General features: G+C 44.4%; 15 protein-coding genes. 1 reads left to right on the top strand and 14 read right to left on the bottom strand.

All coding sequences use genetic code 11. The features are described 5' to 3' along the window. Positions 1-106: 106 nt before the first annotated feature. The 6 genes from CC97_RS14210 to CC97_RS14185 form a co-directional block, all read right to left on the bottom strand. Positions 107-358, bottom strand: coding sequence for a hypothetical protein (locus tag CC97_RS14210; protein WP_044975667.1), 252 nt, complete (start codon positions 356-358; stop codon positions 107-109). Between the two features lie 395 nt (positions 359-753). Beyond that, complete coding sequence (gene nrdR / locus CC97_RS14205) at positions 754-1,200, bottom strand: transcriptional regulator NrdR (RefSeq protein ID WP_044975666.1); 447 nt, start codon at positions 1,198-1,200, stop codon at positions 754-756. Then, positions 1,197-2,003 (bottom strand): sugar phosphate isomerase/epimerase, encoded by an 807-nt coding sequence (locus tag CC97_RS14200; RefSeq protein ID WP_044975664.1) that lies wholly within the window; start codon positions 2,001-2,003, stop codon positions 1,197-1,199. Before CC97_RS14200 ends, nrdR begins: the two co-directional genes overlap by 4 nt. Positions 2,004-2,080: 77 nt before the next feature. Continuing rightward, positions 2,081-2,836 (bottom strand): hypothetical protein, encoded by a 756-nt coding sequence (locus CC97_RS14195; protein WP_156036920.1) that lies wholly within the window; start codon positions 2,834-2,836, stop codon positions 2,081-2,083. Beyond that, complete coding sequence (locus CC97_RS14190) at positions 2,820-3,734, bottom strand: ATP-binding cassette domain-containing protein (protein WP_044975660.1); 915 nt, start codon at positions 3,732-3,734, stop codon at positions 2,820-2,822. Before CC97_RS14190 ends, CC97_RS14195 begins: the two co-directional genes overlap by 17 nt. A 20-nt stretch (positions 3,735-3,754) precedes the next feature. After that, positions 3,755-4,045 carry a hypothetical protein gene (locus tag CC97_RS14185; RefSeq protein WP_044975658.1) on the bottom strand — a complete coding sequence of 97 codons (291 nt, stop codon included), beginning with the start codon at positions 4,043-4,045 and terminating at the stop codon, positions 3,755-3,757. Between the two features lie 217 nt (positions 4,046-4,262). Between CC97_RS14185 and CC97_RS14180 the strand changes: the two genes are divergently transcribed. Then, on the top strand, positions 4,263-4,817 hold the full coding sequence (locus tag CC97_RS14180) for an alpha/beta hydrolase (protein WP_049962928.1): 555 nt from the start codon (positions 4,263-4,265) through the stop codon (positions 4,815-4,817). An 83-nt stretch (positions 4,818-4,900) separates the two neighbouring features. Here the strand turns inward: CC97_RS14180 and secF are convergent, their stop codons facing one another. The 8 genes from secF to CC97_RS14140 all read right to left on the bottom strand — a co-directional run bounded on the left by secF (position 4,901) and on the right by CC97_RS14140 (position 14,250). After that, entirely contained in the window at positions 4,901-5,857 is a 957-nt protein-coding gene (gene secF, locus CC97_RS14175) for a protein translocase subunit SecF (RefSeq protein ID WP_044975656.1), read from the bottom strand. Beyond that, complete coding sequence (locus tag CC97_RS14170; RefSeq protein ID WP_044975655.1) at positions 5,854-7,263, bottom strand: SecD/SecF family protein translocase subunit; 1,410 nt, start codon at positions 7,261-7,263, stop codon at positions 5,854-5,856. Before CC97_RS14170 ends, secF begins: the two co-directional genes overlap by 4 nt. A 78-nt stretch (positions 7,264-7,341) precedes the next feature. Continuing rightward, the gene (purB, locus tag CC97_RS14165) at positions 7,342-8,772 is read right to left on the bottom strand and encodes an adenylosuccinate lyase (RefSeq protein ID WP_044975653.1); all 1,431 of its coding nucleotides are present in this window, start codon (positions 8,770-8,772) and stop codon (positions 7,342-7,344) included. A gap of 180 nt (positions 8,773-8,952) precedes the next feature. Next, positions 8,953-10,707: a dockerin type I domain-containing protein gene (locus CC97_RS14160; protein WP_044975651.1), complete on the bottom strand. Its 1,755-nt coding sequence runs from the start codon at positions 10,705-10,707 to the stop codon at positions 8,953-8,955. Between the two features lie 158 nt (positions 10,708-10,865). Then, entirely contained in the window at positions 10,866-11,342 is a 477-nt protein-coding gene (gene rlmH, locus CC97_RS14155) for a 23S rRNA (pseudouridine(1915)-N(3))-methyltransferase RlmH (protein WP_044975649.1), read from the bottom strand. 1 nt (position 11,343) lies between these two features. Continuing rightward, positions 11,344-12,126 carry an MBL fold metallo-hydrolase gene (locus tag CC97_RS14150; RefSeq protein ID WP_044975647.1) on the bottom strand — a complete coding sequence of 261 codons (783 nt, stop codon included), beginning with the start codon at positions 12,124-12,126 and terminating at the stop codon, positions 11,344-11,346. A 22-nt stretch (positions 12,127-12,148) separates the two neighbouring features. Further along, positions 12,149-13,435 (bottom strand): UDP-N-acetylglucosamine 1-carboxyvinyltransferase, encoded by a 1,287-nt coding sequence (locus tag CC97_RS14145; protein ID WP_044975646.1) that lies wholly within the window; start codon positions 13,433-13,435, stop codon positions 12,149-12,151. 41 nt (positions 13,436-13,476) lie between these two features. Further along, positions 13,477-14,250, bottom strand: a complete 774-nt coding sequence (locus CC97_RS14140) for a peptidylprolyl isomerase (protein ID WP_278245337.1) — start codon at positions 14,248-14,250, stop codon at positions 13,477-13,479. Positions 14,251-14,425: the final 175 nt, after the last annotated feature.

Here is a 14,425-nt window from a genome sequence, read left to right as displayed (position 1 = left end):
AAAAACAGCCTGGCACAGCCGGCAGTAAAAATTCCCTTTATAACATCAAAACAGGCGGCCTGAGCCGACCGCCTGTTGTTTTCGATTTTAATTGTATGATATCAAATCACTTGAATGCGCTGATCTCGAAACCGAATGGCATTTTTCTCATCTTGCCGTTTACAGCATCAACGATCTTGAGGACACAAAGAACAACAAGCGCAAGTGTAACAAGTGATAAAACAAGACCTAAGATACCACCGAGAATCGGGATCTTAGCAACGATTAACTTAAGGATATTTGTTACAATATTAGCTGCTGCAATAGTAAGTGCCTGGTTTGCAACCGTCTTTGCGTAAGCTGAATCCTTGTTTGACATTACCGGAAGGAAAAACAGAATTTCAAAAAAGGAACGCTACAATAGCCATACCTTTCTGCTGTTCCATCTCTGCCGGATCATACTGATCTGTAATGTCTTCCATCTGAAGTGAATTATAAATACCGTCCATACTACGTACCTCCTATATTTTGTTTTACCCAATTATTATTTTTTACGAAATCACCTTTTATCCGGTGTTTCTATATAATAATTTATAGAAATATAATAGCATAAATTTCACAGAAAATCCATAGAAATTTGAATTAATTTTAAATTCATCGAAAAATACAGATTATCGATAATTTTGATGAAATAAATTGTGAAACATTGTCTTTTTGCACCGCTTATTCGGCCGAATCAAATCAAAAGAGACCACTTTTGCGGCAGTAACCTTTTTACTTCGTATCAAGTTCTGAAATTATCTTTATGAAACTTTCCTTGTCGGTAAACTCCTTGTAAACCGATGCAAACCTGATGTAGGCTATTGCGTCAAGGTCCTTCATCTTTTCGAGGACGATGTCGCCTATTTCGGTCGTGGTGATCTGATTCTTCATGTCGTTGGCAAACGATGTCTCTATGTCGCTTACGATCTTTGTGACATCTTCAACGCTTACCGGGCGTTTCTTGATTGCGCTGTAGATGCCCTTGATAAGCTTGTTCTTGTCAAACGGCTCGAAGGATCCGTCCTTCTTTTTAACCATAAGAAGCGGTGTGTCGAGGATCTCATATGTTGTAAACCTTTTTAAACAGCTCGGGCACTCACGTCTTCTTCTTTTTTTCTTTTCAAGTGAACGGGAGTCGAGGACTTTGGTATCCGCGCATCCGCAGTATGGGCATTTCATGGTCTGATTATCTCGCTTTCTATTCGGTTTATGATATTTTCTATGTAACGGCAGCTTTCAACAAGATCGGAAACACTGCCGAAGTTTTTTCTGTAAAGTTCCGTGATAACCGCACCGTCAAATCCTCTGAGATACAGCTCCTTCAGGAGTCCGTATATGTCAAATGAGCCTGATCCGGGAGCAAGACAGTCGGATGCAGAATCGTTGTCGCTCATGTGAACGTGAATTATTTTATTTCCAAGAGTCCTTACTATCTCGAACGGATCCTCCTGTGAACGTACTGCCTGCTTGATATCGAGCACGAACTTCGCGCTGTCGCCAAGCGTTTCAGACATATTTCTCAGAAAATCGAGGCTGTGACTCTGGCACCGGGCTACGTTTTCCTGTGCAACGGTTATGCCGTAAGGCGCTGCTGCAGCGGCAAGCTCGGAAAAGATCTCAAAATAGAAATCCTCATCTACCGCAACTACGTTCATATTTCCGTGAAGAACGAAGATGCGTGCTCCAAGGCGGTTCATAGCTTCGAAATAATATTTATGGTAATCGAGCATATCCTTCACACGGCGGCTGTAACCGGAAAAGAACATCATTGGTTCGATCGGACAGGTATACGGATGATATGCAATGCATTCAGCCCCGCTCTGCGAAAGGATACTTCCAAGTATTTCAGTAAACTCCGGAGCGACTTCACAGTGCGTATTTACAAATATTTCGGTAGTTTTTATACCGTTGTTCACGAGTTCAGCCAGTGCTTCTTCAAGCAGTTCCGGATAAAGGCAGGCAGTTGATGACCCAGCTGTCATTGATGATTCAGGCTCCTTTATTTTGTCTTTTCATATAATTATAACATAAAACCGCCCTGTATGACAAGGCGGTTTTTTTATTTCTCATCCCTCATGTTAAGTACAAACAGGCTTGCTGCCACAGAAACGATGATGTACACCGCGCTCATGCCGAGTGCTCTGGCGGTGTTAAATTCATCCGGGATGCTCTTCATCATGTATGAAACGAGATAGGTATAGGCGACGGCTTCGTGTCTCGGATCAGACATGAAGACTACCGCTTCGCCTACTGCCACCGGAACTGTCGTGAAACCTGTCATGGACGAGATGGCAAATATTACTGACATGACCATTCCCCTTGTAAAGATCGTCATGGTGTTTATGAGCATAAGAAATGCCACCGACATAAAATAAACAAGGATAAACATTTTAATATAAACGGCGTCAAGACCGACAGGTCGTCCTTTTATTACTCCGTAGAAGAGATATGAAAGAGTACATACAAGCAGATATATGACCGTAAAGAACAGTAATGTGACCGCTGTACGTGCAAAGAAGATGGCGCTCTTTCTTCTAACGGACGGAATTATATTCTTGATAAATCCGTTGGCATGGTCGGCCGAGAACAATGCGGAAAGATATATCGCGCAGACTGCACACGGCAAACCCTGAGAGAGAACGTGCAGTGCTGCAGATGAAACTGTAATCGTATTATTTTCAATAAACATACTGAGTATCGGTATCTTCTGCTCGATTGCGGGGAGGAACACGCACAGGCAGCAAAGGAACAGAGATATCACAAGTCCGACCGAACGTGACATCCTGTACAGATACATTTTAATTAATCCCGTCATCTGTCTTCACCCCGTTTTCATCCATAATATCAATATAAACCGATTCAAGATCGGAACCGGTTCGTTTCGATCCGATAAGTCCCGCGCTTTCAGCCACGCATTTATTTATCGCGATGACCTCGTCCTCGGTTTCCGCTCCGAACACCTGTATTGTCCGGTCACCGGCCGTCTTTATTTCATTGCTGAAGGATTTCCTTAACGCTTCGGCTGCCTTTTCTGCATCCGGTGTGGTTATTTCGAGACAGGCACCGAGTCTGAGGAGCTCCTCGTCCACCTCTCTGATGAGCTTTCCGTTATTGATTATACCGACCGTATCGGCCACCTTGTCAAGCTCGCTTAATATGTGGCTCGATATCATGATAGTCACTTTTTTCTCGTCACGGAGCTTTGTAAAAAGATTACGCATCTGCAGTATTCCCTGCGGATCGAGTCCGTTTATCGGTTCGTCGAGTATGAGAAACTCAGGGTCTCCGGCCAGAGCCATGGCGATACCGAGTCTCTGCTTCATTCCGAGTGAAAACTGACTGGCCTTCTTTTTTCCGGTGTCTGCAATGTCGGCAAACCGGAGCAGCGAATCGGCATACTCCTTACTCCAGCATCCTTCGAGCAGGCACTTGCACTTAAGGTTCCCGGCTGCTGTCATGTCGTAGTAAAGACCCGGATTTTCAATAAGGCAGCCCGTTTTAAGTATACTGCCTTTGCCGGGGTGTTTGATTATATCACCGCCGTCAGGGCGTACAAGTCCGGCCAGCATTTTCATGCACGTGGTCTTTCCGGCACCGTTTTTGCCGATAAGGCCGTATATTTCGCCCTTTTTCACATGAAGCGAAACCTTATCCACAGCGGTTTTGCCCCTGTAGTTTTTTGTAAGTTCGTTTGTTTCTATAAAATAATCCATAGTAATCTCCCCTAATCGCCTTAAAATCCACAAAACTCCTGATACTTATCTAAAACATGTGAATATAAAGTCTCTTTGTTAATACAATGTTTATCGTTCTTTCTGATCATATCGTCTTCTTCATACATCTCGAGTAACATATATATATCATCCAATATATTGTATTGATCAGTACCTAACTCTAAAAATAATGATTCTCTGCTATTATCCATCAGATTGTCATACTCATTTCTAAATTTCAATATATTTTCATCAGACATTTCAGCAGAAATAAAATCATTTATGAGTTTGATAATTATATTCTTATTCACTTTATAATGCTCCCGCAATGAGTTACTTAACAGATATATGATTTGTCGTGAAATCAAAGCACTTTAATACCATCTTCAATGTATTTATTATAATATTAAAAATGATATTTTTCAACATAAATCACTCTAATTATCTGACCATTTTCTTATTTAGCTTGTAGTAATATCCATTCTGTGCTATAATATATTACAAATTAAAGTAAAGGAATGAATCAGAATGAAACTTGCAGTACTGTTCCCGGGAATAGGATACCACTCGGACAAACCGCTGTTTTACTACACCAAAAAGGTACTGAAGGCAGCCGGATATGAGATAAAAGAGGTCAGATACACAGATCTTCCGCACGTTACACGCGGCGACAGAGAATCAATGAGCCGTGCATACGGAATGGCACACGATCAGGTGTGGGCAGAGCTTGAAGGAACAGATTTTTCGGGATATGAAAAAGTCGTTTTCGCCGGCAAAAGTCTCGGTTCCGTTCTCGCCGCCGAATACACATCCGCTCATAAACTGAATGATGTTTACCACATATCCATGACACCGGTAGAGGACACCCTGAAACTTCTCGGCGGATGCAAAGGTGCCATATTCCACGGCCTTGCAGATCCGTGGCTCGACTCATCAGTCACAAACGAATACATGAAAACTCTCGGAAACGACTATAAGCTCTACACCTACGAAAATGCAAACCATTCGCTTGAAACCGGTGATGCATTAACTGATCTCTCGATCATGCAGAGCTTCGTAAAAACGCTTACAGAGCTGATATGAAATAAAAACGTGCGCCGGCGGCGCATTATCAAAAAAGGCAGGCCGTTCGGCCTGCCTTTTTTGTGTTATACTTAATAAAAATCTTATGCACTCTTCTTTGCCTTCTGCATTGAAACCCAGAGGCTTGGCGCGAGGCAGAGGGATGAATAGGTACCAACGATCATACCTACGCTTATCGGGATGGAGAAGCTGAGGATCGATGTTACGCCGCGCATGTAAGCAACGATCGAAATGATAATCATTGTAGCAACTGTTGTGATCGTTGTTCTGAATGAACGTGTCATTGACTGTGTTGTGCTTATATTAACAAGATCGTGGATCTCTACTGACGGCATGAGCTTTCTGTTTTCTCTGATTCTGTCGTAAACAACGATTGTATCGTTGATGGAGCTGCCGAGGATGGTAAGAACAACGGCGATGAAGTTTGAGTTGATCTGGAATCCCATGAGAACGAAAGCAGCGTATGTAGCGATAATATCGTGAAGAAGTGCAAGAACTGCACATATACCTGATGACCATCCGCTCATTCTCTTGAATCGGAGTGAGATGTAGATGATGAGAACTATAGCTGAGAAGATAACGGCTACGATACACTTGATGAAAAAGTTGCGTCCTGATGAAGCTGCAACGTCTGTTGAGTCAAGGATCTGAAGGTCGTTGTCCTTGTATGCTTCCTGAAGAGAAGAAGTAAGTGCTGTCTGCTTTTCAGCAGTAAAACCTTCATTTGAAACGAATGAGATTGAAAGCTTCTTTCTGTCGCTCTGGAACATTTCACCCTGCTGAACAGTTACGTTCGCACCGGTGAGTTCCTCGACCTTCTTTTCTGCATCTGCATCATTAATTTCGCCTGCAAATGAGTATGTGATCATTGTACCGCCCTTGAACTCGATGGCAACGTCAACGCCGAGGAATGTAACCACAACGGCTATCGCGATGAGCACGAGTGAGATAGCGTAGAATATCTTTCTGTGTCCGGTAAAATTAAGGCGTTTGATATCTGCACCTGTTCCGGCATTAGGTGATTTTTGTGTCTTACTCATTTTTCAGGACCTCCGTAAAGCTTTCTGTTCTTGAAGATGCTGAACTTTGAAAGTGAGCCGAGCATGAGTCTTGAAGCCCATACACCCATAACGAAGTTAAGGATAGCACCGACAGTAAGAGTGAAGCCGAATGAATAGATGGTACCTTCAGTAGTTGTACCGAACCATCTGAATATGAAGCTGAGCATTTTTGCAAAGAGGCTGTCCGGAACACCGAAAGCACCCATGAGGATAATCGCGATAAGGATGAGTGTGAGGTTTCCGTCGAAGATAGCGGAGAAAGCTCTCTTGTAACCTGATTCAAGAGCAGTATTGAGTCTTTTGCCGCTGCGGAGTTCTTCCTTTATACGTTCAGCTGTGATGATGTTAGCGTCAACGCCCATACCGATGGAAAGGATGATACCTGCAATACCAGGGATAGTAAGTGTTGAGCTGTTCATGAAGCTGAAGTAACCTGAAATAGCTGCCAGAGTGAATGTTACCTGACCGATAAGACCGATAACGGCAACAAAACCCGGAAGTCTGTAGAGGATGATCATGTAGAGAGCAATGAAGCCGAAAGCGATGAGACCGCCGAGGATCATTGCCTTAAGAGCACCTGAACCGAGTGTAGGTGAGATAGTTGAGAAGCTTGATGTTGTAAGTGAGAACGGAAGAGCACCTGAGTTGATCTTGTCTGCAAGAGCCTTGGCGTCTTCAAATGTCTCGAAGCTTCCTGAAATGATGGCTTCACCTGTTGTGATGTGTGCCTGAACAGCAGGTGCAGAAATAAGGCTGTTATCCATCCAGATTGAGATCTGGCCCTTGTCCTGATAAAGTCTGCCTGTAGCGTCAGAGAACTTTTTAGCGCCTTCAGAACCGAGCTTGAGTGAAACGACGTATTCGTAGTTGCCGTCTTCTTTCTTCTGATACATGGCTGTTGCACTTTCAACGTCATCACCGTTAAGGATGAGTGTACCTGACGGAACGGTCTCGCCGTTTTCATCAGTAGTTGAATCTGTTCCTTCACGGAATGTGAGCATTGCAGTACCGCCGAGTTCCTTAACAGCAGCTTCAGGATCGAAGTCTGTTTCGGATGACTGCCATGGGAAACGAACTATTATACGGTCATTTGAGTTGTCAACGTAAACGTTGCTGTCTGATATACCGAGTGAGGCAAGACGGACTTTCATTACTTCCTTTACGGAATCGAGCTGTTCTTCTGTGGCATCATAGCCGTCAGCCGGTGTGAAAGTTACGTCGACACCACCCTGAATGTCTATACCGAGTCTTATGCCCGAAACATCTTTAATGTACGTTTTTGCAATATCACCGTACTGGTATTTGAAACCGAAGATAGCGGTGTAGGAAAATCCGATGATAAGCAGGAATACAATAAAGAAAACGGGTTTTTTAATATTCTTCACTTTTTTTCCTCCGTTTTTTTATTATTTAAAGATCACCGACGCAAGCGCGTGTGACCTGTCTGTACTGTCAGGCAAAAATCAGACGTTGATCTCTGCTGTTTCGCCTGTTTCATCTGAATGTGCATCGAGTACAGGCTTTACACATGTTTCGATAAATTCCGTAACCTGTTCAGAACTGCGTCCTGTGAAGTTCTCAGGCTTAAGGATCGCGTCAAGTTCTTCCTTTGTGATCATGAACATTTCATCCTTAAGGATCATGTCACAGAGGTCGTTCTCAAGGCCTTCTTCCTTGACATGCTTTCCGGCAACCATTGAATATTCACGTATTCTTTCGTGGAGAGCCTGTCTGTCTCCGCCCTTCTTAACGGCATTCATCATGATATTTTCTGTAGCCATGAACGGAAGTTCAGCCATAATTCTGCGGCGGATGATCTTAGGGTAAACAACGAGTGAACTTGTTACGTTGATGAGGATGTTGAGGATAGCATCTGCTGCCAGGAAACCTTCAGCAACGGAAATTCTCTTGTTTGCACTGTCATCGAGTGTTCTTTCGAACCACTGTGTACCTGCTGTGAATGCAGGGTTTAAGCTGTCTATTATAAGGTAACGTGCAAGAGAAGTTATTCTTTCGCAGCGCATAGGATTTCTCTTGTAAGCCATAGCTGACGAGCCGATCTGTCCCTTTTCGAACGGTTCCTCCATTTCCTTAAAGCTCTGGAGGATACGCATGTCGTTTGAGAACTTGCTTGCAGACTGTGCAAGGCCGCTGAGTGTTGCGATTATCTGTGAGTCTACCTTTCTTGAATAGGTCTGACCTGAAACAGGAACGACGCCGTCAAATCCCATTTCTTCAGCGATCATAGCCTCGAGCTTCTTGATTTTTTCACTGTCGCCTTCAAAAAGTTCAACGAAAGAAGCCTGGGTACCTGTTGTGCCCTTTGAGCCCAGAAGCTTTAAGTTCTTTATTCTGTATTCGATCTCTTCGAGATCCATGAGGAATTCATTGATCCAGAGAGTTGCGCGCTTGCCTACTGTTGTAAGCTGTGCCGGCTGAAGATGTGTATATGCGAGAGCAGGCATATCCTTGTACTGATCAGCAAACTTTGAAAGCTGTGAAATTACTGTAACAAGCTTTCTGTGAACTATTTCAAGAGCATCACGCATGATGATAACGTCTGTGTTGTCACCTACATAGCATGAAGTAGCACCGAGATGGATGATGCCCTTGGCTTCCGGACATACAAGACCGTAAGCATAAACGTGTGACATTACATCGTGGCGGCATACCTTTTCACGTTCCTTTGCTGCCGCATAGTCAATGTTATCGATATTTGCCTCAAGTTCCGCAACCTGCTTTTCAGTGACAGGAAGACCAAGTTTCATTTCAGCTCTTGCAAGAGCGACCCAGAGCTTTCTCCAGGTAGTGAATTTCTTGTCTGCGGAAAAAACGAACTGCATTTCCTTACTTGCATAACGTGTGCAGAACGGACTTTCATAACTGTTGGTCATCAGAAAAACTCCTTTATGCTTTCAAAAGATTTATTTTTACACTAGTATTTTAATTGTAGCATATCCGCACGGAATAATCAAGGTTTCAGGCCGTAATTTTTCTAAGTGACGGCAAACTTACGTTTTTCACATTTGTCCACATGCTGTATTGTTGAAAAGTTAAAAAACATGTTGAAAACCTTACGATGCAATGATCCGCTTCAGTTTCAGAAGATCTTTTGCATTCACGGTGCCGTCGCCGCTCAGGTCGCAGCTCTTAAGGTCATCTTCGCTGCACGGCGACGCGGATATTATCCTTGCCACGAGATAGAGAAGATCTGCTGTACCTACCGTTCCGTTCCGGTCAGCATCACCGTAAACGAGTCCGTCGGTAAGACGGTCAACAAGATCATTCAGATTTCCGGTCATGAATTCCTCTGTCAGGACATTGTCAAATCCTGATTCAGCAAGCGCATTCGAGAAACCGGTCCCGTCGTAAATAGAAACATGAGAGATTTTTGTGTACATATCGGCTGCCTTGTCAAAGTCGCTGTACATTACATTCCAGAGATCAAGAGCAGCAAGAGCTGAAACAGCATAGCTTATATAATATCCCGGCATCTGGAAAAAATGCGAGACCTGATAGAACGGCACTTTGTAAAGCTGATACTTCGCAGCCAGTTCATTGTACTTGTCAATAACATCCTGCGGAGTCATACTGTCAGCATGTTCAAAAACATAGTTCTCGAACTCATTGCCCTGAAATCCTCCCGCTACTGCAACAAGCATTGAAGCAGCCTCGTTCATGCGGAAATATTCGTCATTCAGGCCGTATATGGAGTCGTAGAAATCCGTATACAGTACCTCAAGACCCTGCGACTGCACCTCAGCAATATCCAGATTGCTGCCGTGTATATACAGGTACGGTGTTTCATCCTGTCTGAGCGCATTGAAATGTCCGAATTCATGGGTAGTCACAGCAAGATCCTTGGTATCGCCCCTGACACACTGATATATCACAGCCGATCTGATGTAATTGAGCTTGGTGGTATATGAAACCGCTTCACTGTTCGTCAGAGTTCCTGTTCTGTAAAGATCGCGTTCTGTGACCATCTCGGCAGATTCACGCAGATCATCGGATACCCGGTTTGCAAACTGTGATACTATATCGAAGTTGTCGTCAAAGACCTGTTCGGCAGCATCTTTACGGTATGACTGCGACGCATGTTCAACAAGTTTCCTGTAGGCATCTCCGAGGCAGTTTGCCGCTGTATCATTGAGCACTGCTATATCCTTCGGTGAATAGTCCCTGTAGTACAGCTGATACGCATAGTCGATATAGCTGCAGCCTTCGGTAACGATGAGACTGTTGTAATGTTTTACAAGATCAAGATATATCTCTGCACAGGCAAGTTCCTTTTCCCGCTCCGACGCTGTTCCGGAAAGTGTTTCGATGTATTTCTGCACAAGCGCATTTCTCTTGTCAAGGATCTCATCGTCTTCCTCGGCTTTTCTTACTTTAAAATCGGTATTTGCGCTGATATACCCTTCATTCATTAAAGTGATCACGTATTCCGCGTGCGGTGAGACAAGTGCCTTTCTCATCACATCAGCTATCCTGCCGGTCACATAACGGCATGTTGCTGACATTGCACTGTATTCACTGAAATTTTCGCTGGTCTGTTCCTCTGAATACTGCACCTTGGACAGAACAAGCTGATAGTAGGCGTAATCCGCCTCATGTATTATACGGTCATAGCATTCAGGCATTTCAGGAGTTATTTTTTCCTTTTCAAGAATCTTTTCAAATTCACTTACAAGACTGTCGATACGAGCCGTATCGTACCCTGTATAAACGTCCGCTGCAGATACCGGCTGACCGTACGGTGCCCCGGCAAACGAAAGTCCGGCTGCTGCGGACAGGAGAAGTGAAAGTATTCTTTTTGTTTTTTTCATACTCGATAACCCCTTTTTTAAATTAAGGAAAACACTGATCAGACCGGCAGTCCTGATCCGGCGGACTCCGGAGGGTGGAAGCGTGCAGGACTTCTTCCCGTTTTCCCGGTGAATACAAAAAATGCACAGTCGTTGTCTATGGCTGTGCTGATAAGATACTATTTATGATAACTTTTTCCTGCCTGGATCATAAAAGCTCTGTAGATCTGTTCCAGAAGCATGATCCTTGCAAGCTGATGCGGAAATGTCATTTCGGACATGGAAAGTCTGAACGAACCGGCATTCTTAACCGAATCAGCCAAGCCGTACGAGCTTCCTATAATAAATGAGATCTCACTGCATCCTGAAAGTGCAATGTTTTCGAATTTTTCCGAAAGAGCTTCGCTTTTTATCTGCCTGCCCTCAATACACATCGGTACAATGAATCCGCGCGCATGCTTCATGATGCTCTTTGCCTCGGTCTCAAGGGCGTTTTTTATTTCTGTACCGGACGGACGGTCTGACAGCCTGCATTCATCGATCTCAGTGATCTTAAGTGTGCAGAACGCCTGAAGCCTCTTGGAATATTCCGCAGAGGCTGCACGAAGATAATCTTCCTTGAGTTTACCGACTGCTATGAGGTTTATGTTCATCATGTCAGATCACCACCATGTCTCCGGTCGTTTCCGGTTTTGCAACCATGAGAAAATAGTCACGGTCCCGTACAAATCCCGAAAGTCTGCCTGTGACCGCACTCTCGGCAAGCTCGGGCGTGTTATTTTCTTCGCTGAGATGTCCCAGGATCAGGTTCTTCGTTCCGTGTCTGACGAGTCTGAACGCCTGATCGGAACTTGCGTCATTTGAAAGATGTCCTCTTTCGGAGCATATCCTCTGCTTGAGCTGCCGCGGATATCTTCCGAAAAGCATCATATCCTCGTCGTAATTGGACTCGAGAAGTACCGTTCCCACGCCGAGAACTGCAGCATCGACTGCTTCAGTCACGCATCCGAGATCAGTGCAAACGGCACATGAGGAACCGTCAGCAAAATCCACACGGTATCCGCAGCTCTGAAGTGCATCGTGCGGTGTATCGAAGGCTGTTACCTTCATATCAAAAAGCTCTGCCGATATATTTATCTCCAGAGCCTGTGAATTTTCGTGTATCAGATTGTCTGTAAACAGTTTTCTCAGGATCATCGACTGAGCATAGACCTTAACAGACTGTTTTTTGGTGAGCACCGGCAGACCCTTGATGTGATCTCCGTGCTCATGCGTAATAAAAACAGCCTTAACTGCGGAAATATCAAGACCGCACCGTTTCATAGCCGCCTCAAGGCGTTTGTATGAAACACCGCAGTCAATAAGTATTCCCCTCTGGCTGTTTCCTATAAATATTGCATTTCCCTTGCTTGAACTGAACAAAGGATAAATAGCATTCATAATTTACCTCTATCGGTCGGGATCATGAGCTCTTTACTGCTGCATTTTCCTCCGGAAAATATCTTTTTTCAATGTCAGCTCCGATTCCTCTGAGCTTTCCGTCCATGTTCTCGTATCCGCGTTCAATATGGTGAATGTCTTCTATCTCGGTAACGCCTTCAGCAGCAAGACCTGCTATGATAAGCGCAGCACCGGCTCTTAAGTCACATGCCTTGACCGGAGCGCCCTTAAGGCTTCCTGTGCCTTCGATGATTGCAACCTTGCCGTCAATAGTGATGTTGGCACCCATTCTTCTGAGCTCCTCAACATAAGCGAAACGGCTGTCCCAGATAGTCTCGGTAACAAGACTCGGTCCGTCAACAAGTGTGAGAAGAGTTGCGATCTGAGGCTGCATGTCTGTCGGGAATCCCGGATGAGGACTTGTCTTGATGTTGGTCTTTACAAGAGGACGTGATGTCCATACACGTACAGCATCATCAAACTCCTCTACATTAACGCCTATCTTGATAAGCTTTGCTGTGATGGACTCAAGATGCTTAGGAATAACATTGCGGATCATAACGTCGCCGTGTGTTGCCGCTGCAGCGATCATGTATGTACCGGCTTCGATCTGATCCGGAACTATTGAGTAGGTAGTTCCTCTGAGATACTTAACGCCGCGGATCTTGATGACGTCAGTACCGGCGCCCATGATGTCAGCCCCCATTGAGTTGAGGAAGTTTGCAAGGTCAACTATGTGAGGTTCTCTTGCAGCGTTTTCGATTATGGTGAGACCATCAGCTCTTGCAGCTGCAAGAATGGCATTCATGGTTGCACCTACGGATACCTTGTCAAAGTAGATGTGTCCGCCGTAAAGATGATCTGTTTCAACGTTGACAACTCCGTTTACAATACCGACTTTTGCACCGAGCGTCTCAAACGCCTTGAGGTGCATGTCGATCGGTCTGTCGCCAAGAGGGCAGCCGCCCGGCATTGAAACCATTGCTTTATTGAATTTTCCGAGACAGGCACCTAAAAAGTAGTAGGATGCACGCATCTTGCGGGCCATGTCATACGGAACTTCTGAATTCATAAGATGTGTGGCATCGATGGTGAATGTAGTTTTGTCAACCATCTCAACCTTTGCGCCCATTTCCCTGAGTATTTTTAAACCTATGGAAACGTCGCTGATATCAGGGACGTTTTCAAGAGTACAAGGCTCATCCGAAAGGATAACCGCAGGAATTATTGCCACCGCTGCATTCTTGGCACCACTGACGTAAATATCACCATGCAGTCTGTTTCCGCCTTTTACAACAAACTTGTCCAAAATTTTCTCCCCTTAAACTTTTTACTTACTGGGTTCTCTGATCAGTAGCTTACTACTTCAGCTTTTTCGATAATTACATCATCAAGTGGTTTATCCTGGGAATCGACAACTGTGTTATTGCAAATGTCTTCAACTATTTCCATTCCTTCGATGACCTGTCCGAATACTGTGTAACCGCCGTCAAGCCACGGTGCACCGCCTTCTGTGAAATAAGCGTTTCGCGCTGTTTCAGTGTAATTGAAATTCGGTGCCTTGTATTTTTCAAATACTTCTCCGTCAGTGAATTTCTGTCCTACAACAATGTAGAACTGGCTTCCGTCGGTACTTGTAGAGCCGCTGTTTGCGTACGCAAGAGCCCCCTTGACATTGCAGAGATAATCGGTGGTACCACCGTCAAATCTGCCTCCCCATATACTTTCTCCGCCCTGTCCGTTGCCCTGCGGGTCTCCGCCCTGAATCATGAAATCAGCAATGACACGGTGGAATGAAAGTCCGTTATAATCCTCGTTTACAACATGGCCGACAAAGTTTGCACATGCACGCGGAAGAAGATCAGGGAAAAGCTTGAACTTAACTGTTCCCTTGTCCTTTATTGTCATTACAACTATCTCTTCACCTTTTTCAGGCTGAGTGTAGTTGGCAATGTCTGTGTAGGATACATTGCTTCCGTTAATATCATAGGTTTCTGCTTTTGAACTGCCGCTGTACATTGTATAGCCCGGCGATTTCTTTCCGCACCCTCCGAGAGAGGCCGCAAATAATGCTGTCGCAAGTATTACGGCAGCAGCTTTAACAGGAAACTTCTTCATTATCATAATAATACTCCTAAGAATTATCAGGGATGAACCGTTTTTAGAGTCATCCGTTATATGCACAAAAAAGGCACTGTGATGATACAGTATCTATTAACTCAGTGTGCAACTTTTATTATACTACAATACTGTAAATTTGTAAAGTCAATTTTTAAAAGACTGTCATTTTTGTAAAGTC

The sequence above is a fragment of the Ruminococcus sp. HUN007 genome (assembly GCF_000712055.1).
Taxonomy (GTDB): Bacteria; Bacillota; Clostridia; order Oscillospirales; family Ruminococcaceae; genus HUN007.
This window is presented reverse-complemented; position numbering and strand designations above follow the sequence as displayed.